Raw genomic sequence first — 18,982 nt, 5'->3', positions numbered from 1 at the left:
GAAACATCGGGCGATGTTTCACGTGAATCATTGAGGGCTCTGGGGGGAGTGGTGATCGAAGAGTCGACCCAGCAGCCGAACCAGTTCGGCGCGTTCGGCTGGGGAGAGCGGCGCCATCAGCTGCTCCTGCGTTTCCGCGAGCGCCTCGTCGCCGCGCCCCAGTTGGGCACGGCCGTCGGACGTCAGGGTGATCACATTGCGCCGTCGATCCGTCGGGTCCTGGCGGCGCACCACCAGACCGTCGGCGGCCAACTCGTTGACGGCGGCCACCACATCGCTCCGATCGATACCGCAGTGCCGCCCCAGCGCGGCCTGGCTGAGCGGGCCGAACTCATCCAGCGCGGCGAGCAGGGCGTAGTGGTAACGCCGCGCGCCGATCGCCGCGAAGGACTCGGCCACCAACCGGGACGCCTGGGTCGCTGTGTGGGTGAGCAGCCAGCTGGGCATCGCCCGCAGCCGGGCCGGCACAGGATCGTCGGCGGCCGTCATCATGAGAGGACCCTAACAACCACGCGCGGCCCGGAATCTCGACAGCGAGGACCAGTGGCGGCCGGGCAGAAGGCTAGGTCGTGTAGTCGGCGTTGATGCGGACATAGCCGTCGGAGAGGTCGCAGCCGAAGACCGTGGCGTTGGCGTCGCCCAGGCCCAGGGTGACGCCGATCTCCACCTCGTCCTGCCGCATGATCTCCACCAGCTTGGCCAGTTGCCCCTCGTCCGTCTCGCTGGGGTAGACCTCCATGGCGCCGAAGCGCACGGTGACCCGCTCCGGCGTGATGGCCAGATCCTCGGCGTGCTCGGTGTTCTTGCCGACGGCCATCACCACACGGCCCCAGTTGGGGTCGGCGCCGTGCACCGCCGTCTTGACCAGGGGCGAGTTCAGCACGCTCTTGGCGATGCGCTTGGCCTGGGCGGGGCTCGCCGCCTCGGTCACCTGGACCCGCAGCAGCTTGGTGGCGCCCTCGCCGTCCCTGGCCAGCTGCTCGGTCAGTTCCAGACAGACCGCGTGGACGGCGGCGGCGAACTCCTCCGCGTCCACCTCTCCGGCGGCTCCGTTGGCCAACAGGGCGACGGTGTCCGAGGTGGAGGTGTCGGTGTCCACGCTCAGGCAGTTGAAGGTGCGGTCCACGGCATCGCGCAGCGCGGCGTCCAGCGCGGCCGGGGCCACGGCGGCATCGGTGAAGAGGTAGGCCAACATCGTCGCCATGTTGGGCTCCACCATGCCCACGCCCTTGGCCACGCCCACGATGCGGGCGCCACCGACCGTGCGCGTGCTCACCTTGGCGTGGGTGTCGGTGGTCATCATGGCGCCGGCCACCTCCAACGGGCCAGCGCCGAACGCCTGCTCGACGCCCAGATGGGCGCGCAGCAGCTCCATGGGCAGTTGGCGACCGATCACCCCGGTGGAGCTGATCAGCACCTCGTCCTCGGCGATGTTCAGCATCCCGGCCACCAGGGCGACGACCTCGGCCGAGTTCCGCTCGCCCTGGGGCCCGGTGGCGACATTGGAGTTCCCCGCCACGGTGACCACCGCGCGGAACCGCTGCTCTGCGGCATGGCCGCGGCTCAGCAGCACCGAAGGGCCGGCGAAGCGGCTCTGGGTGAAGACCGCGGCGCTGACCGTGGGGCGGTCCGAGGCCACGATGGAGACGTCATCGCCGGCCTCTCGCACCCCGCCGTGCCCGGCGTGGGCGGTGAAGCCCTCGGGCCACTCCACCACGCTTGCTGCATCAATATTCGCCATACAACATAGATTTCCATGCACCGGGGCGGTTCGTCCAGTCCCTACCGGCTGCCGGACCCGCCGGCGACGCCCGTCACCCGGCGTCTCCCTCCCCGGCGGGGCGGTGCGCCATGGCGGGGCGGTGCGCCACGGCCTTGAAGAACGTGTAGTGGAAGACCCCGTCGTCCACCGCGGTACGCCGCAGGTCCGCCATGCCACGGTCGAAGTCCTCCGCCGTGGCGAGCCCGGAGGCCACCGCCTGGTCGCGCACCGAGGCGATCACCGGGATGAACGTGTCCCTGGTGAACCCCCGCACCATCTCTGGCCTGGTGCGGTCGGCGTACACCGTGCGGGGCCGGACCGTCACCCGCGTGTATCCGGCCTCGGCGAGCAGCGGCTGGAGGCGACGCCCGAGGTGCGCGTCCCCGCCGGCGGCTGCCTGAAGCCGGGTGTGGCAGTCGATCGCCGCGCGGGCGAGCGCGCTGTCCGGGTGGAAGAGGGCCGATCCGTGGTCCCCCTCGATCACGGTGATGCTGCCGCCCGGCTTGACCAGGGGCCGCAGCCGCCGCAGGGCCGCCACCGGATCGCCCAGATGCTCCAGGACGAAGCAGACGAAGAGATGGTCGAACTCGCCCTCGGCGAAGGGGAGATCGAAGAGATCGCCATGGCACCACTCCACCCGCGCCGCCGGCGCGTGAGCGGCGACACGCGCCCGGGCGAGCCCGAGCGACTCCCGCGAACGGTCGACGGAGACGATCCGCGCCCCGGGGCTCGAAGCGAGCAGATGGACCGTCTGCGCGCCGACGCCGCAGCCGACCTCCAGCACACGGCTGCCCGCCGGATAGGCGGTCCCCTCGTGCAACAGCGGAGCGAGCACATCGGCCTGGTCACCCAGCCGGACGGCCTCGCGCTCGGAGTATCCGTGGATGTAGTCGACGGCCGCCGCCGAGGAGTCCTGAGGAACGCGGGTGGCCGAGGGAGCCGGCGCGGCCGGCTGCGGAGAGGAGGAGATGCCGTTCATGGCCTCAGCCTGCCGGGCACTATGGCCTCATGGAAAGGTCCAAAGAGCACGAAGTCACCTGGTCCAAAGAGGCCCGTGGCTCCGACTTCCTCCAACTGGACATCGAGGAGGCGCCCCCAGGGGGCCGCTCCCGCTGGCTGGCCGGGCACCTGCGACGGGCCATGGCCGACGGCCGGCTCCCCGTGGGCAGCCGGCTGCCGGCCACCCGAGCGCTCGCCGGCGAACTGCGGGTCTCCCGGGGTGTGGTGACCGAGGCCTATCGCCGACTGATCGAAGAAGGCCATGCGGCCGGTCATCGCCGAAACGGAACGGTCGTTGTCGCGGTGCCCGTCCCCGCACCCGCCGCAGGGACCGGGATCGCCGGGGGCGCCGGCGATCCAGCCCCAGCCGCGCGCCCGTTCGACGGGGTCCCTGACCACGCCTCCTTTGACGCGCTGCGCGCCGCGCCCGCCAGGATCGACCTGTCGCCCGGGCTGCCCGATCTGGCCGCGTTCCCCCGAACCGCCTGGCTCCGCACCGAACGCGCCCTGCTCTCCCGGCTGTCAGCGGCCGATCTCGGCTATGGCGATCCGCGCGGCACGCCGGCCCTGCGCGGCGCCGTCGCCACCTGGCTGGCCCGCAACCGAGGCATCACGGTCACCCCGGACGAGGTGCTGATCGTCGCCGGCACCGCCCAGACACTGTCCCTCCTCGGCCAGTCGCTGTACCGATCCGGGGTCCAGGGCGTCGCGGTGGAGGAGCCGAGTTCGCTCGGCGCCCGACAGCACCTGCGGCACTGCGGCCTCGCCACGCCGCCCGTCGCGGTGGACGAGGAGGGGCTGCGGGTGGCGGAGTTGGCCGAGAGCGGAGCCGGCGCGGTGCTGCTGACCCCGGCCCACCAGTTCCCCACCGGCGTCGTCCTCTCCGGCGAACGCCGCAGGGAGCTGACCCGCTGGGCGCGGCAGCGCGACGGGCTGGTCATCGAGGACGACTACGACGCCGAGCACCGCTACGATCGGCCGCCGGTCGCCGCGCTGCGGTCGATGCTCAGCGAACATGTCTGCTACGCGGGCAGCGTCTCCAAGATCCTCTCGCCGGGGATGCGCATCGGCTGGGTGGTGGCGCCGCCCCGCTACCGCGAGGCGCTCGTCGACGCGAAGCGGTTCGCCGATCTCGGCAACGCCGTGCTCCCCCAGCTGGTGCTCGCGCGGCTGATGGCCTCCGGCGAGTTGGAGCGGCATCTGCGGCTGGTGCGCCAGCGCCACCGGCGCCGTCGGGACGCGATGATCGCCGCGCTGGCCGCGCATCTCCCCGAGGCGGTGGTGCACGGCGCGGCGGCCGGGCTGCATCTGACGGTCACCCTGCCGCCGGGGCTGGACGACACGGAGCTGGCCGAGCTGGCGTTGGCGCGCGGCGTTCGCACCCAGCCGCTGTCCTGGCACCGCCAACGCCCCGGCGCACCCGGTCTTGTGCTCGGCTATGCCGCCAGCACCCCGCACGCCGTCGAGGAGGGCGTCGCCAGCATCGGCTCGGCCCTGCGCGCACTGCGCTGACACGCCGTCGAGCCCCGGGGTCGACCGGCCCCTAGTGGGCCGCCGGCGCGCCGGTCATCAGGGCCCAGTAACGGTCCCCGTAGGACCAGTGCCACCACTCCGTCGGGTAGTCGACCAGTCCGGCGCCGGCCAGTGCGGCGCCGAGCACCTCGCGAAGCGAGCGGGCCGCCGCCGGTATGTTCGGCGCCGCCGTGTAGCAGCCGCCCTCGCTCTCCTCCGGGGTCGCGTTGACCCGGGTACCGAGGTCGAGCTCGCGGCCGTGCCGGTCGGCCAGCGTCACGTCGAGGGCGGCGCCGGCCGAGTGTGGCGCGACCTCGGGAGGCGAGACGAAACGGCTGGCGGCCGAGCGAGCCCCCCTCCCTGAGGTGGACGAAGGCGCCTCCCGAGTCCCGACGCTTGCGCTCGTCGACGAGCAGCGGACCGACCGCAGTGGCTCGCCGCATTCGCGCACCGGCACGGCGGCGACGCTCGGATCGGACATCAGCACGACCATGCGCACTCCTGGACTGATGGGCCCTGGGGGGCCACGGGCCATCGGCGCGTCATGGCAGGGTCAGAACGCGGGGGCCGTCCTTGGTGATGGCGACGGTGTGCTCGATATGCGCCGCCCGGCTGCCGTCCGTGGTGAAGAGGGTCCAGCCGTCCGTTCCGGTCCGGTACCGGTCCCGACCGCCGGCCATCAGCATGGGTTCGATGGCGAGCACCAGGCCGTGCCGCAGGGGGAAACCCCGCCCCGGGCGCCCCCGGTTGGGGACGGGCGGGTCCTCGTGCATGCTGCGGCCGATGCCGTGGCCGCCGAAGTCGGGCGGCATGCCGCAGTCGACCGACCGGGCGACGGTGTCGATCGCGTGCGAGATGTCGCCCATGCGCCCGCCGACGTTCGCCGCGGCGATGCCGGCGTCCAACGCCCGCTGGGTGGCCTCGATCAGCTTCACGTCGGCCGGCCTCGGAGTGCCGACGGTGAGGCTGATCGCGGCGTCGCCGGTCCATCCGTCCAGCTCGGCGCCGCAGTCGACGCTCAACAGGTCGCCGTCGCGCAGCCGGTACTCCGTGGGGATGCCGTGCACCACGGCGTCGTTGACCGAGGCGCAGATCACCGCGGGGAACGGGGTGGGCGCGAAGGAGGGGCGGTAGCCGAGGAAGGGCGACTTGGCGCCGTGGTCGGCGAGGACATCGCGCGCCACCCCGTCGAGCTCCCACAACGAAACCCCGACATCCGCCGCCTCCCGGACGGCGGCGAGCGCCCGGCCCACGACACGCCCGGCCTCCCGCATCGCCTCCAGCGCCGCGTCCGTCTTGATCTCCACCATGCTCTGCCGCTCCTTCGCTCTCCCGGCCGCGCGTTCGCGCGCACCACCAGGACCAATTTTTATACCGGTATTAGTATCACAGGCATGGTGCGAACACCCTTGAGTCCCTCGGAGCGGCGACGCGGAGAGCGGTTCGGCGCGCTGCTGCGCCGAGCCCGGGGCAACCGGAGCATGGTCGAGGTCGCGGCGGCGGCGGGGATCTCGGCGGAGACACTGCGCAAGATCGAGACGGGACGGGCGCCGACCCCGTCCTTCTTCACGGTGGCCGCGCTCGCCACGGCGCTGGGCGTGTCCCTGGACGAACTGGCCCTCGACTGCGCGCCCGACCCCCAGGAGGACGGCGTCGAAGCCCTCTCCGCCTGAAGCCCGCTCAGCCTGAACCGGAGAGGGCGGCGACCCCTCCCGCTCACCGCCGGGCAGCGGCGGTTCCGTCGCACGCATGGCGCTCGTAGCTGACGACCTGCCGTGGAGCACGCCGAGGCACACGTTCAGCTCGGCGACCCTGGCGCGCACCTCATCCTCGTGCCGCCTGCCGCCGGAGCAGGGGCGAGCCGCCCGGGCTCGTTCCCAGGACCCGAGCGGACCCGGGCGGACCAGCGCGGCGAGCTCCGCGACCGCGCGAAGCCACCTTGACCTAGTTCGCGCTCCAACCCCTACGGTCCATCGCATGATCGACCACCAGCAGACCCACACCGCGTTCGGCCCGCACAGCACGGCCGACGACGTGCTCGCCGGGATCGACCTCACCGGCAGCACCGCCCTGGTCACCGGCGGATACTCGGGGCTCGGCCTGGAGGCGACCCGCGCCCTGGCCCGTGCGGGTGCCCAGGTCATCGTTCCGGCGCGGCGGGCGGCGACAGCCGAGAGGACGCTGCGCGGCCTCCACCGAGTCGAGGTGCACCCCCTCGACCTGGCCGACCTGGAGAGCGTCCGAACCTTCTCGACCCAGTTCCTCTCCACCGGCCGCGGCCTGGACATCGTCATCAACGGCGCGGGGGTGATGGCCTGTCGGGAGACCCGCTTCGGCCCCGGTTGGGAGGCGCACTTCGCGATCAACCACCTGGGACACTTCGCCCTGGTCAACCGCCTCCGCCCCGCCCTGTCCGCCGGCTCAAGGGTGGTGGCCGTGGCGTCCTCGGGCCATTTCCTCTCGGACATCCGATGGGACGACCTCCACTTCCGCACCGGCTACGACCGCTGGCTCGCCTACGCCCAGTCCAAGACGGCCAACGCGCTCTTCGCCCGCCACCTCGACCGCCTCGCCGGCGCGAACGGCCCACGGGCCTTCGCCGTGCATCCCGGCAGCATCCTCACCCCACTCCAGCGCCATGTGCCGCGCGAGGAGTGGGCACAGCTCGGCTGGGTGACCGCCGACGGGCGCCCGGCCGACGGCTTCAAGACGCCAGGACAGGGCGCGGCGACCGCCGTATGGGCCGCGACCTCCCCCGCCCTCGACGCCCACGGCGGCGCCTACTGCCAGGACTGCGCCATCGCTGAGCCGGCGAAGAGCGACGACATGCTCGTCGGCGGGGTGAAGCCATGGGCCACCGACGCGCGCTCCGCCGCCCGCCTCTGGGCGCTGTCGGCCGAGCTCACCGGCGTCGGCGGCTGCTGAGCGGCGGGGCGAGAAGGCCCCGACGGGCGCGGCGAACCCCGGTCAGGGGCAACGGGTGGCGAGGACGCAGAACTCGTTCCCCTCCGGGTCGGCGAGGGTCACCCAGCTCTGGTCGCCCTGGCCGACGTCCGCGTGCCGAGCACCGAGGTCGATCAGGCGGCGGACCTCCTCGTCCTGCTCCCGGTCGGTCGGGTTGACGTCGATATGCAGCCGGTTCTTGACGATCTTGCCCTCGGGCACCCGCGCGAAGGTCAGCGTCGGTGGCACCGGGCCGGGACGGTTCCGGCCCTCGGGCACCTCGGGGGAGCTGATGGCGACGAAGTCGTCGTTCTCGTCCCGCACCTCTTCCCGCACCTCGTAGCCGAGAACCGAGCACCAGAACCGGGCGAGCGTGTGGGGATCGGCGCAGTCGATCGCGAGTTCGGTGAACTTGCTGGCCATGTCGGGACCTTCCAGTCGGGTGGCGGGACGAGGGTGTCATGGTTCGGCATCAGCCCCGCTGGCCCGTGGTCCAGCAGGCGGGTGAGCATCCGCGTGAACGCGTCACGTTCGGCCGGACTCAGCGGCGCGCGCAGTTCGTCGTGGAGATCGTCCAGGACCCTGCCGAGAAGGCGTCAGGTGGGCGCGGCCCCGGGTGGTGATCGTGATGACGTCGCGGCGCCGGTCGTCGGGGCCGGCACTCTCGTTGCCATGGTGCGACCGACGATGTACGGTCGCTCGCGCCGAAAACGTTAGTGCAACAAACGTTAATCCGGCGAACTCCACGGAAGGAAAGAAACGCCATCCTCACCAAGATGTTGCAGATTCCCACCCCGGACGGTCACGCCGACGCCTTCGCCGCCTTCCCCGACGACGGCGAGCGGCACCCCGGGGTGCTGATGTACGCGGATGCCTTCGGCATCCGACCCGCGCTGCGGGAGCTGGCCGGCGAACTGGCCGGGCACGGGTACTACGTGCTCGTCCCCAACTTCTTCTACCGGCACGGACCGACACCCGTGGTCGAACTGCCGGCGCACATCGGGGGGCAGGCGAGGGCCTCGCTGATCGCCCAGCTGATGCCCCTGATCGAGGCGCACACCGTGGACCGCGTGGTGCGCGACGCCGACGCCTACCTCGGATCTCTCGCCGCCCAGCCCGAGGTCGGCGCCGGACCGGTCGCGGTGACCGGCTACTGCGTCGGCGGCCTGCTGGCGATGCGCACCGCCGTGGCGTACCCGGACCGGGTGGCCGCCATCGCCGGATTCCACGCCCCGGTGGGCGCCGACGGGCCCGAGAGCCTGCACCGCCTCACCGCCGAGGCCCACTTCGGCCACGCCGAAACGGACCTGACGCCCCAGGCCCTCGGCGAGCTCAACTCCGCCCTGGACGCAGCCGGGGTGCGCTACACATCCGAGATCTACCCCGGCACCGTCCATGGCTTCACCATGTCCGACACCGACGCCTTCGACGCCGCCGCGCTGCGGCACCACTGGGACCGCCTGCTGCCCCTCCTCGGCCGCACCCTGGCCAACGGCTGAGGCACCGACCCCGAACTCGCGGCCCCACACCCTGGCTCCGGGGACGCGACAGGAGGGCGGCTCAGAAGCCGCCCTCCATGTTGACGAAGCGGGAGTAGTGGCCCTGGAAGGCGACCGTGATGGTGGCGGTGGGGCCGTTACGGTGCTTGGCGACGATCAGGTCGGCCTCGCCGGCGCGGGGCGACTCCTTCTCGTAGGCGTCCTCCCGATGCAACAGGATGACCATGTCGGCGTCCTGCTCGATCGAACCCGACTCCCGGAGGTCGGAGACCATCGGCTTCTTGTCCGTGCGCTGTTCGGGGCCACGGTTCAGCTGAGAGAGCGCGACCACCGGGACCTCCAGCTCCTTGGCCAGCAGCTTGAGGTTCCTGGACATCTCCGAGACCTCCTGCTGCCGGCTCTCGGGGCGCCGACTGCCACCGGTCTGCATCAGCTGGAGGTAGTCGATCACCACCAACTGGAGGTCGTTGCGCTGCTTCAGCCGCCGGCACTTGGCCCGGATCTCCATCATCGACAGGTTGGGCGAGTCGTCGATGTACAACGGCGCCTCGTTGACCTCCGCCATCTGCCGGGCCAGGCGGTTCCAGTCCTCGTCGGTCATGCTGCCGGACCGCATGTGGTGCAGGGCCACCCGGCCCTCGGCGGAGAGCAGGCGCATGGCGATCTCGTTGCGCCCCATCTCCAGCGAGAAGATGACGCTGGGCAGCTTGTGCTTGATCGAACAGCTCCGGGCGAAGTCCAGCGCCAACGTGGACTTGCCCATCGCGGGACGCGCGGCGATCACGATCATCTGGCCGGGGTGCAGCCCGTTGGTCAACGAGTCCAGATCGGTGAAGCCGGTGGGCACCCCCGTCATCTCACCGCTGCGGTTGCTGATCGCCTCGATCTCGTCGAGGGCGCCCTCCATGATGTCGCCCAGCGGCAGGTAGTCCTCGGCGGTGCGCTGCTCGGTGACCTGATAGATCTCGGACTGCGCCGAGTTGACGATGTCGTCGACGTCCCCGTCGGCCGCGTACCCCATCTGGGTGATCCGGGTGCCGGCCTGCACCAGTCGGCGGAGCACCGCGCGGTCGTGCACGATCTCGGCGTAGTACTCGGCGTTGGCCGCCGTTGGCACCGTCTGCACCAGCGAGTGCACATAGCCCGCGCCCCCGACCTTGGCCAACTCGCCGCGTTTGGTCAGCGCGTCGGAGATGGTGATCGGGTCGGCTGGCTCGCCCTTGGCGTAGAGATCGAGGATGGCCTCGTAGATGGTCTCGTGCGCTGGCTTGTAGAAGTCCCGGCCGCGCAGCACCTCCACCACGTCGGCGATGGCGTCCTTGGAGAGCAACATGCCGCCGAGCACGGACTGTTCGGCCGCCAGATCCTGTGGCGGCAGCCGCTCGAAGGCCGCCCGCTCGTCCGGCGGCTCCTCCTCGGCACTGTGCCGCGGCCGGGAGACGGACAGATGCTCGTCCGGGACGGCCTCGTCCCACGAAGCACCCGCGTGCTCAAGCTCCGTCATGGTCTCCACCTCCTCCCGGCCAAAGCCACCGTCGCGCTCTCATGTCTACGGCACGGCACTGACAGTTGGCGCCCGGCCGGGCTTCGGCGGAGCCCAGGGCGGCGTGCGAGAAGCGCCCCGAGGAGCACCCGGGGAACGACGCCGAGAACCATGCCGAGCGGACCTACGGTAAGGCCCGGATCGAGGAGGACCAACCCGAGTTATCCACAGGCTATGTGGATTTCAGATCAGACCCTGTGGATAACTCGCCTCATCCTGTGGACGACCTGGGGACAGCGGACCGACCGGAAACCGACTCCCCCTCAGAAAGACGTCTCCGACCTGCGACTTCCCTCGACGGTCACGGTCTGTGCGGAAGGCACCGCACCCTGCCGGGGCTTTGCGAAAACTCGCACCGACCATCACACCGCACGCCCGGACGGCTGAGCGAAGGTAAGGATCCTAAGACTCTTGCATCCATTACCTGTGGATGTTTGGATCAGGCCATGTCATCCACCAGCAGGGCCGACGTCCCAGCCGACGTCCCACGTGTGCCCGACGAGGGCGACCAGCCCGGGAAGCCACCCGGGAAGAGGGACGCCCGACGGCTGCGGAAGCGGTCCCTGCGCCGGCACGACCGGGAGATCTTCGCCCTCGCGATCCCCGCCTTCGGCGCCCTGGTCGCCGAGCCGCTGTTCCTGATGGCGGACAGCGCCATGATCGGCCATCTGGGCACGGCCCAGCTCGCCGGTCTCGGCGTCGCCGCCGCGCTGCTCACCACCGTGGTGAACGTCTTCGTCTTCCTGGCCTACGCCACCACGGCCGCGGTCTCCCGCAGCGTGGGGGCCGGCGATCTGCCGACCGCCATCCGCCGGGGCATGGACGGAGTCTGGCTGGCCCTGCTGCTCGGCGCCCTCCTCGTCGCCGTGCTGATCCCGGGCACGCCGGCCGTGGTGGACGCGTTCGGCGCCTCGGACACGGCGGCCCCGCACGCCGTGAGCTATCTGCGGATCAGCGCGCTGGGCGTGCCCGCCATGCTGGTGGTGCTGGCGGCGACCGGCGTGCTGCGCGGGCTACAGGACACCCGCACCCCGCTGTATGTCGCCGTCGGCGGGTTCAGCGCCAACATCGCGCTCAACGCGCTCTTCATCTACGGTCTCGACGGCGGCGTGGCGGGCGCGGCCTGGGGCAGCGTGGTGGCGCAGTGGGGCATGGCCGCCGTCTATCTGCGGGTGGTCGTGCGCGGCGCCAGGGCGCACGGCGCGACGCTGCGGCCCAGCGCGGCCGGTATCCGGGCCAACGCGAAGGCGGGCGTCCCGCTCCTGGTGCGCACCCTCTCGCTGCGCGCCGTGCTGCTGATCGCCACCGCCGTGGCGGCCAGGATGGGGGACGCCGACATCGCCGCGCACCAGATCAGCCTGACCATCTGGACGCTGCTGGCCTTCGCGCTCGACGCCGTCGCGATCGCCGGGCAGGCCATCATCGGACGCTATCTGGGGGCCGAGGACACCGCGGGAGCGCGAGACGCCTGCCGCCGCATGGTGTGGTGGGGGATGGTCGGCGGGGCGTCCCTCGCCCTGCTGCTGGTGGCCGCGAGCCCCCTGCTGCTTCGGCTTTTCACCAGCGACCCCGAGGTGCGCGAGCAGCTGCTTCCGGTGCTGCTGGTGGTTGCGGTCACCCAGCCGGTGGCCGGCGTCGTCTTCGTGCTCGACGGGGTGCTGATGGGTGCGGGCGACGGCGGCTACCTCGCCGGGGCGATGCTGCTGACCCTGCTGGTCTTCGCCCCGGTCGCCCTGCTGGTGCCCACCTGGGGCGGCGGCCTCACCGCGCTCTGGTGGACCATCGCCGGTCTGATGATGGGCACCCGGCTGATCACCCTGGGCCTTCGGACCAGGACCGGGCGCTGGATGGTCGCCGGCGCGGTCCGCGCCTGATCCCGCGCCGGGAACGAACGGGGGCGCGCCCCGCCGCATCGCGACGGAACGCGCCCCTGTCGGCCAGAGCGGCGGGCGCCCTACTTCGCGGCGTCCACCGTGATGCCCACGTTGGCCACGACCTCGGGGTGCAGCCGGACGGAGACCCGGTGCGAACCGAGGCTCTTGATCGGGTTGCCCAGCTCGATGCGGCGCTTGTCCACATCGGGGCCACCGGCGCTCTTCACCGCGGAGGCGATGTCGGCCGGCGTGACCGAGCCGAAGAGGCGACCGCCGGAGCCGGCGCGCACCTTGAGCCGGACGGTGACGCCCTCGATCTGGGCCTTGACGTCGTTGGCCTGCTCGATCGAGGCGATCTCGCGGATCTTGCGACCACGCCTGATCTGGGCGACGTCCTTCTCTCCGCCCTTGGTCCAGCGGATCGCCACCCCACGGGGCAGCAGGTAGTTACGGGCGTACCCGTCCTTCACGTCCACCACGTCGCCGGCCATGCCCAGGCCGGAGACCTCATTGGTAAGGATGATCTTCATAGCGCGTCATACCATCCTTTCCGTTTATCGAGCGGTCGAGGTGTAGGGCAGCAGCGCCATCTCACGGCTGTTCTTCACGGCCGTGGCGACATCACGCTGGTGCTGGGTGCAGTTGCCGGTGACCCGGCGGGCACGGATCTTGCCACGGTCGGAAATGAACTTCCGCAGCAGGTTCGTGTCCTTGTAGTCGACGTAGGAGATCTTCTCCTTGCAGAAGACGCAAACCTTCTTCTTAGGCTTGCGCGCGGGCGGCTTCGCCATGGTGTTTCTCCGGTGAGTTCAAAAGAAGTTGGGTGCTTGTCGCCAAGCGCACCGCGATCAGAACGGGGGCTCGTCCGAGTAGCCGCCGCCACCGCCGCCGCCACCGCCGCCACCCCAGCCGCCGCCCTGCTGACCGCCGGCCGGCGCTCCCGTGGCCCACGGGTCGCCGCCGGACGCCGGGCCGCCGCCCTGCTGACCGCCGGCGGGGCCGCCCTGGCCGCCGCCCTGGCCGCCGCTCCATCCGCCGCCGCCACCCTGACCACCACGGCCTGCGGCCCTGGTGACCTTGGCGGTGGCGCTGCGCAAGCTGGCGCCGACCTCGTCGACCTCAAGCTCGAAGACCGTGCGCTTGACGCCCTCCCGGTCCTCGTAGGACCGCTGCTTGAGCCGGCCCTGGACGATGACGCGGGTGCCCTTGGTCAGCGACTCCGCGACGTTCTCCGCGGCCTGCCGCCACACCGAGCAGGTGAGGAAGAGGCTCTCGCCGTCCCGCCACTCGCTGGTCTGCCGGTCGAAGATCCGCGGCGTGGACGCGACACGAAACTTCGCGACCGCCGCACCGGATGGGGTGAAGCGCAGCTCGGGGTCATCGACCAGGTTGCCGACGACCGTGATGACGGTCTCGCCTGCCATTGGGGGAACCTCTCGGCGGGGGTTAACTGCTGTTGCTGCGATGATGACTTATGGCACTGACAGTGCTACTCGCGCGGACCGTCCGCTGGCCCGTGCCTCGGTGTGCCCGAGGCGGCCGGGACGCGGTGGACCTGGACAGATGACGCGAGGTCCCGGGGTGTTCCCGGGGTTCAGCGCGTGAGCGGCCTGAGGACCTTGGTCCGCATGACCGACTCGTTGAGGTTCATCTGCCGGTCGAGCTCCTTGACCACGTCGGGCTCGGCCTGGAGGTCGATCACCGAGTAGATGCCCTCGGGCTTCTTGTTGATCTCGTAGGAGAGACGGCGACGTCCCCAGGTGTCCACCTTCTCGACCTTGCCGTTGGCCTCGCGGACCACGGACAGGAACGACTCGATCAGGGGAGCGACGGTGCGCTCCTCAAGCTCGGGGTCGAGGATCACCATCACCTCGTAGTGACGCATGCGTGAACCCACCTCCTCTGGACTCAGGCGGCCACGGGCGATCCGTGGCAGGAGGGTCGTGATGCGTTTCCGCACCCGGCGTCGAGCCGGGGCCGGACAGTACACCGTACCCGCATTCGGCCTTCCGGTTGAAATCCTCCCGGGAAGCACTGCAATCTGGACAGACAGGGATATAAGCCAACGAAGGACTGCATATGACTCAGGCAGTGCATCGCGGTACCCTCACCCACCCCGTCGGCAGCCTGCTCAACACCGACGGCCGATCGCACCCCAAGGAGAACGCCTTCGCCTCGATCGCCCTGCTGCTGGGACTGGTCGCCGCGATCACCTCGATCTTCTCCGGACTGCATCTGATCAGTTGCTGGGCGGGACTGGCGGGTCTCCTCGTCGGTGCCTGGGCCCAGTTGATCTCCGCGACCACGGGCCAGCGATTCCTCTCCGTGGTCGGCCTCGGCGGCTCGGGGGTGGGGCTCTATCTGGGCATGGCACACGGCGGGCTCTTCGGCGGCGTCCTCGGCTGAAAGCCGTCCGACGAGGCGGCCGAGGGCGCGCCGCGCACGGCCGTTCAGCGCCACCGCGCCGTCTCCCGGACGGCGCGGCGCCGTTAGGCTTCCGGGCGAGACGCTGCGTTTGACGCCCAAGGAGCGCCCCGCATGAGCCTGACCCTGAGGACCATCAGCCGCGACGAACATCTCGCGTATATCCGCTCGCTCCCGTCCGCCAGCCATATGCAGGTGCCGGCGTGGGGTGATGTCAAGGCTGAGTGGCGCTCGGAGTCGCTGGGCTGGTTCGACACCTCCGAGCGCCTCGTCGGCGCGGCCCTGGTGCTCTACCGGCAACTCCCCAAGCTCAAGCGCTATCTGGCCTATCTGCCCGAGGGCCCGGTGATCAACTGGTACGCGCCCAATCTGGAGGAGTGGCTGCGCCCGATGCTGGCGCATCTCAAGCGGCAGGGTGCGTTCTCGGTCAAAATGGGCCCGCCGGTGGTGATCAGGCGCTGGAACGCGGCGGCGATCAAGGCCGGCATCCAGAACCCCGAGATCAAGCGGCTGCGGGATGTCGAGGCCACCGCGCTTGAGCCGAAGGCGTTCGAGGTGGCCGACCAGCTGCGGCGGATGGGCTGGCAGCAGGGCGAGGACGGTGGCGCCGGCTTCGGCGACGTGCAGCCGCGCTATGTCTTCCAGATCCCGCTGCGCGACCGCTCGTTGGACGACGTGCACAAGGGCTTCAACCAGCTGTGGCGCCGCAACATCAAGAAGGCCGACAAGGCCGGGGTGCAGGTCGTCAGCGGCGGCTTCGAGGATCTGCCGGCCTGGCAGCAGCTCTACGAGGTGACGGCCGAACGTGACAAGTTCCGTCCGCGTCCGTTGATGTACTTCGAGCGGATGTGGCGTGTTCTCAACGAAGAAGAGCCGGGTCGGATGCGGCTCTACTTCGCTCTCCACGAGGGTGAGCCTGTCGCTGCGGCGACCATGCTGATCGTGGGGGGACATGTGTGGTATTCGTACGGTGCTTCCGCCAACCACAAGCGGGAGGTCCGGCCCTCCAACGCGATGCAGTGGCGCATGTTGCAGGACGCGCACCAGATGGGCGCGCACGTCTACGACCTGCGCGGCATCGGCGACTCCCTGGAGGACACCGACCACCTGTTCGGCCTGATCCAGTTCAAGGTGGGCACGGGCGGCGAGGCGGCGGAGTATCTCGGCGAGTGGGACTTCCCCCTCAACAAGCTGCTCCACAAGGCGCTTGACATCTACATGTCGCGGCGCTGATCCCACTCGGCCGATGACCAGCGCGACCAACGTGACCACCGACCGGCGGGCGTCGAACAGAGCGGTACGACATCGCCGCCCTCACCTCGTCCATCCCGGCGGATACTCGCAGTAGACGGACCTCTCGACGGACTTCTCGGCAGAACGACTCAGCAGAAAGGCTCTCCCCGGCCATGGCGCTCACCCTTTACGTCGAAACCGACCGCTGGCGGGCGCACCAGCGGTCGGTGGTAGGCGACTTCCCCGGAATCATTCCCGTATGCAAGGGCAATGGCTATGGCTTCGGCCATGACCGGCTGTCCGAGGAGGTGTCGCTGCTGGAGATCGACATCCTGGCCGTGGGCACCACCTACGAGGCCGCGGCGATGAAGGACAGGTTCAGCGGGGACCTGCTGGTCCTGACGCCCTACCGGCGGTCGGAGGAGCCCGTACCGCTACCCGATCGGGTGATCCGCTCGGCCTCTTCCGTTGACGGGGTCTACGGGCTGGTGGGCTCCCGGGTGGTGGTCGAGGTGATGAGCTCGATGAAGCGGCACGGGGTGACGCCGCGCGATCTGGGCAAGCTGCACGCGGCGCTCGACGACGTGCGCCTTGAGGGCTTCGCGATCCACCTCCCGCTGGACCGCACGGACGGCACCGACGCGGTGGAGGAGGTCATCGGCTGGATGGACCGGCTGCGGGCCGCTCGGCTGCCGTTGGACACCATGTTCGTCAGCCATCTGACCTCCACCGAACTGGCCCGGCTGCGGCAGCAGTTCCCCCAGACCAGGTTCCGGGCGCGCATCGGCACCCGGCTGTGGCTGGGCGACCACAGCGCCACCGAGTACCGCGGCGCGGTGCTCGACGTGACGCCGGTGGCCAAGGGTGACCGCTTCGGCTACCGGCAGCAGAAGGCCGCGGGGGACGGCTGGTTGGCGGTGGTCGCCGGCGGCACCTCGCACGGCGTCGGCCTGGAGGCGCCCAAGGCGCTGCACGGCATGACGTCGCGGGCCAAGGGCATGGCCCGCGCCGGCCTCGCCACGGTGAACCGCAACCTCTCGCCGTTCGTCTGGGACGGCAAGCAGCGCTGGTTCGCCGAGCCGCCGCACATGCAGGTGTCGATCCTGTTCGTGCCGGCCGAGGCCAAGGAGCCCAAGGTCGGGGACGAGTTGAAGGCGATTCTGCGGCACACCACCACCCAGGTGGACCGGCTGATGGACCGCTGACCGGCCCGGTGCGTCCCGGGGGCTCGCGTCGAGCCGCCAGCACGCACCGAGCCCAGAAACGGCGGCAGCCCCGGAAACGGACCGGGGCTGCCGCTTTCGTCATGGGAATCCCATGGAGCGACCCACGAGGCGTCGCGTTGTCGCCAACGCCCGGCGTCTGCCGTGCGCGCCCCCACACCTGGGCGGCGCCGGGGTCATCCGAGCGCTGGGCTCAGCTCTCGACCTCGCCGCGGATGAACTTCTCGACCGCCTCGCGGGCGACGTCGTCGAAGTACTGCACGGGCGGCGACTTCATGAAGTACGAGGAGGCGGAGAGCACCGGGCCGCCGACACCCCGGTCCATGGCGATCTTGGCCGCGCGCAGCGCGTCGATGATCACACCGGCGGAGTTCGGGGAATCCCACACCTCAAGCTTGTACTCCAGGCTGAGCGGAACGTCACCGAACGCCCGGCCCTCAAGCCGCACATAGGCCCACTTGCGGTCGTCCAGCCAGGCCACGTAGTCGGACGGGCCGATGTGCACGTTCTTCTCGCCGAGGTCCCGGTCGGGGATCTGGGAGGTGACGGCCTGGGTCTTGGAGATCTTCTTGGACTCCAGCCGGTCCCGCTCCAACATGTTTTTGAAGTCCATGTTGCCGCCGACGTTCAGCTGCATGGTGCGGTCCAGGATCACGCCCCGGTCCTCGAACAGCTTGGCCATGACGCGGTGCGTGATGGTGGCGCCGACCTGCGACTTGATGTCGTCGCCGACGATCGGGACACCGGCCTCGGTGAACTTGTCGGCCCACTCCTTGGTGCCGGCGATGAACACCGGAAGAGCGTTGACGAAGCCGACCTTGGCGTCGATCGCGGCCTGCGCGTAGTACTTGGCCGCGTCCTCGGAGCCGACCGGCATGTAGCAGACCAGGACATCGGCCCGGGTGTCCTTGAGCACCTGGACCACGTCCACCGGCTCGTCGTCGGACTCGACGATCGTCTCGCGGTAGTACTTGCCCAGCCCGTCGCGGGTCTCGCCGCGCTGCACGGTCACGCCGGTGGGGGGCACGTCACAGATCTTGATGGTGTTGTTCTCACTGGCGCCGATGGCGTCGGTGATGTCGATGCCGACCTTCTTGGCGTCGACGTCGAAGGCGGCCACGAACTCGATGTCCGAGACGTGGTAGTCGCCGAACTGGACATGCATCAGACCCGGGACGCGGCTGTCCGGGGCGGCGTCCTTGTAGTACTCGACGCCCTGTACCAGCGAGGCGGCGCAGTTGCCCACGCCGGCGATGGCTACGCGAACCGAACCCATTCCGGTTGCTCCCTGTGTGTGTTCTCGACGTGACCCCGCTTCATCGCGGGGGCCTTAGTTGGTGCTGTCGTCGGAAGGATCCGGACGTGCGCGTTCCCGCGCACCCCCTCGTTCGCGATGATCGCGTTGATCCTGTCCTTCCCGCTCGCTCTCGATCAGCTCGTTGAGCCAGCGGACTTCGCGCTCCACGGACTCCATGCCGTGACGCTGCAACTCCAGGGTGTAAGCGTCCAGCTTCTCCCTGGTGCGGGCCATCGAGGCCCGCATCTTCGCCAGGCGCTCCTCAAGCCGGCTGCGACGCCCCTCCAGGACGCGCATCCGCACGTCCTGGGACGTCTGGCCGAAGAAGGCGAAACGAACTCCGAAGTGCTCGTCCTCCCAGGCGTCGGGGCCGGTCTGGGCGAGCAGCTCCTCGAAACGCTCCTTGCCCTCGGCGGTGAGGCGATAGACGATCTTGGCCCGGCGGTTGGACAGCGGCGTCGCACGCGGATCGGCCGGATCCCGGCCCGACTCCTCGGCGAGCCAGCCCTGCTGGACGAGCGCCTTGAGGCAGGGGTAGAGAGAGCCGTAGCTGAACGCACGGAAGACGCCGAGCGAGGTGTTGAGCCGCTTACGCAGCTCGTACCCGTGCATCGGGGCCTCTCGCAGGAGGCCGAGTACGGCGAATTCCAGGACACCTGAACGCCGGCTCACC

The 18,982-nt window shown here is 70.4% G+C and carries 19 protein-coding genes and 2 pseudogenes; 8 read left to right on the top strand and 13 right to left on the bottom strand.

Features of this window, described 5'->3' with window-relative positions:
• Nucleotides 1–27: 27 nt before the first annotated feature.
• The 3 genes from K4G22_RS15185 to K4G22_RS15175 form a co-directional block, all read right to left on the bottom strand.
• The gene (locus tag K4G22_RS15185) at nucleotides 28–492 is read right to left on the bottom strand and encodes a MarR family winged helix-turn-helix transcriptional regulator (RefSeq protein ID WP_228080766.1); all 465 of its coding nucleotides are present in this window, start codon (nucleotides 490–492) and stop codon (nucleotides 28–30) included.
• A gap of 70 nt (nucleotides 493–562) precedes the next feature.
• Nucleotides 563–1,741: a bifunctional glutamate N-acetyltransferase/amino-acid acetyltransferase ArgJ gene (argJ, locus tag K4G22_RS15180; RefSeq protein ID WP_228080765.1), complete on the bottom strand. Its 1,179-nt coding sequence runs from the start codon at nucleotides 1,739–1,741 to the stop codon at nucleotides 563–565.
• A gap of 73 nt (nucleotides 1,742–1,814) precedes the next feature.
• Nucleotides 1,815–2,741, bottom strand: a complete 927-nt coding sequence (locus tag K4G22_RS15175; protein WP_228080764.1) for a methyltransferase domain-containing protein — start codon at nucleotides 2,739–2,741, stop codon at nucleotides 1,815–1,817.
• A 29-nt stretch (nucleotides 2,742–2,770) separates the two neighbouring features.
• On the opposite strand from K4G22_RS15175, the gene pdxR reads away from it, so the two are divergent.
• A complete protein-coding gene (gene pdxR / locus K4G22_RS15170) occupies nucleotides 2,771–4,273 on the top strand; it encodes a MocR-like pyridoxine biosynthesis transcription factor PdxR (protein WP_228080763.1) in 1,503 nt (500 codons plus the stop codon).
• Between the two features lie 31 nt (nucleotides 4,274–4,304).
• Here the strand turns inward: pdxR and K4G22_RS15165 are convergent.
• Both K4G22_RS15165 and map read right to left on the bottom strand, forming a co-directional pair.
• Nucleotides 4,305–4,772: pseudogene (locus tag K4G22_RS15165) on the bottom strand (M15 family metallopeptidase).
• Nucleotides 4,773–4,815: 43 nt separating this feature from the next.
• A complete protein-coding gene (map, locus tag K4G22_RS15160) occupies nucleotides 4,816–5,583 on the bottom strand; it encodes a type I methionyl aminopeptidase (RefSeq protein WP_228080762.1) in 768 nt (255 codons plus the stop codon).
• An 84-nt stretch (nucleotides 5,584–5,667) separates the two neighbouring features.
• Here map and K4G22_RS15155 point away from each other — a divergent pair, with 84 nt between their 5' ends.
• The gene (locus tag K4G22_RS15155) at nucleotides 5,668–5,946 is read left to right on the top strand and encodes a helix-turn-helix domain-containing protein (RefSeq protein WP_228080761.1); all 279 of its coding nucleotides are present in this window, start codon (nucleotides 5,668–5,670) and stop codon (nucleotides 5,944–5,946) included.
• Nucleotides 5,947–6,250: 304 nt separating this feature from the next.
• Entirely contained in the window at nucleotides 6,251–7,198 is a 948-nt protein-coding gene (locus K4G22_RS15150) for an oxidoreductase (RefSeq protein WP_228080760.1), read from the top strand.
• Between the two features lie 42 nt (nucleotides 7,199–7,240).
• On the opposite strand, the gene K4G22_RS15145 is transcribed toward K4G22_RS15150, so the two are convergent.
• Complete coding sequence (locus tag K4G22_RS15145) at nucleotides 7,241–7,639, bottom strand: VOC family protein (protein WP_228080759.1); 399 nt, start codon at nucleotides 7,637–7,639, stop codon at nucleotides 7,241–7,243.
• A 353-nt stretch (nucleotides 7,640–7,992) separates the two neighbouring features.
• Here K4G22_RS15145 and K4G22_RS15135 point away from each other — a divergent pair, with 353 nt between their 5' ends.
• On the top strand, nucleotides 7,993–8,715 hold the full coding sequence (locus tag K4G22_RS15135; protein WP_228080758.1) for a dienelactone hydrolase family protein: 723 nt from the start codon (nucleotides 7,993–7,995) through the stop codon (nucleotides 8,713–8,715).
• A gap of 61 nt (nucleotides 8,716–8,776) precedes the next feature.
• Here the strand turns inward: K4G22_RS15135 and dnaB are convergent.
• Nucleotides 8,777–10,105 (bottom strand): annotated as a pseudogene (gene dnaB, locus K4G22_RS15130) (replicative DNA helicase); the annotation flags it as partial.
• A gap of 599 nt (nucleotides 10,106–10,704) precedes the next feature.
• Here dnaB and K4G22_RS15125 point away from each other — a divergent pair.
• Nucleotides 10,705–12,132, top strand: coding sequence for an MATE family efflux transporter (locus K4G22_RS15125; RefSeq protein WP_228080756.1), 1,428 nt, complete (start codon nucleotides 10,705–10,707; stop codon nucleotides 12,130–12,132).
• 80 nt (nucleotides 12,133–12,212) lie between these two features.
• On the opposite strand, the gene rplI is transcribed toward K4G22_RS15125, so the two are convergent.
• The 4 genes from rplI to rpsF all read right to left on the bottom strand — a co-directional run bounded on the left by rplI (nucleotide 12,213) and on the right by rpsF (nucleotide 14,017).
• A complete protein-coding gene (gene rplI / locus K4G22_RS15120; protein ID WP_228080755.1) occupies nucleotides 12,213–12,662 on the bottom strand; it encodes a 50S ribosomal protein L9 in 450 nt (149 codons plus the stop codon).
• Between the two features lie 24 nt (nucleotides 12,663–12,686).
• Nucleotides 12,687–12,923, bottom strand: a complete 237-nt coding sequence (gene rpsR / locus K4G22_RS15115) for a 30S ribosomal protein S18 (protein WP_003978893.1) — start codon at nucleotides 12,921–12,923, stop codon at nucleotides 12,687–12,689.
• A gap of 57 nt (nucleotides 12,924–12,980) precedes the next feature.
• The gene (locus K4G22_RS15110) at nucleotides 12,981–13,556 is read right to left on the bottom strand and encodes a single-stranded DNA-binding protein (protein ID WP_228080754.1); all 576 of its coding nucleotides are present in this window, start codon (nucleotides 13,554–13,556) and stop codon (nucleotides 12,981–12,983) included.
• A 170-nt stretch (nucleotides 13,557–13,726) separates the two neighbouring features.
• Nucleotides 13,727–14,017 (bottom strand): 30S ribosomal protein S6, encoded by a 291-nt coding sequence (gene rpsF / locus K4G22_RS15105; RefSeq protein WP_228080753.1) that lies wholly within the window; start codon nucleotides 14,015–14,017, stop codon nucleotides 13,727–13,729.
• Between the two features lie 194 nt (nucleotides 14,018–14,211).
• Between rpsF and K4G22_RS15100 the strand changes: the two genes are divergently transcribed.
• From K4G22_RS15100 to K4G22_RS15090, 3 genes are all read left to right on the top strand, one after another.
• A complete protein-coding gene (locus tag K4G22_RS15100; RefSeq protein WP_228080752.1) occupies nucleotides 14,212–14,538 on the top strand; it encodes a hypothetical protein in 327 nt (108 codons plus the stop codon).
• Between the two features lie 132 nt (nucleotides 14,539–14,670).
• Nucleotides 14,671–15,789, top strand: coding sequence for a lipid II:glycine glycyltransferase FemX (locus K4G22_RS15095; protein WP_228080751.1), 1,119 nt, complete (start codon nucleotides 14,671–14,673; stop codon nucleotides 15,787–15,789).
• A 173-nt stretch (nucleotides 15,790–15,962) separates the two neighbouring features.
• The gene (locus K4G22_RS15090) at nucleotides 15,963–16,994 is read left to right on the top strand and encodes an alanine racemase (protein ID WP_228080750.1); all 1,032 of its coding nucleotides are present in this window, start codon (nucleotides 15,963–15,965) and stop codon (nucleotides 16,992–16,994) included.
• Between the two features lie 211 nt (nucleotides 16,995–17,205).
• Here K4G22_RS15090 and K4G22_RS15085 read toward each other — a convergent pair whose 3' ends face one another.
• Together K4G22_RS15085 and K4G22_RS15080 are read right to left on the bottom strand one after the other, a co-directional pair.
• Nucleotides 17,206–18,288 carry an inositol-3-phosphate synthase gene (locus K4G22_RS15085; RefSeq protein ID WP_228080749.1) on the bottom strand — a complete coding sequence of 361 codons (1,083 nt, stop codon included), beginning with the start codon at nucleotides 18,286–18,288 and terminating at the stop codon, nucleotides 17,206–17,208.
• Between the two features lie 54 nt (nucleotides 18,289–18,342).
• A complete protein-coding gene (locus K4G22_RS15080) occupies nucleotides 18,343–18,981 on the bottom strand; it encodes a PadR family transcriptional regulator (protein ID WP_228080748.1) in 639 nt (212 codons plus the stop codon).
• Between the last annotated feature and the right edge of the window lies 1 nt (nucleotide 18,982).

Source organism: Streptomyces profundus, from assembly GCF_020740535.1.
In the GTDB taxonomy this organism is placed as follows: Bacteria; Actinomycetota; Actinomycetes; order Streptomycetales; family Streptomycetaceae; genus Streptomyces; species Streptomyces profundus.
This window is presented reverse-complemented; position numbering and strand designations above follow the sequence as displayed.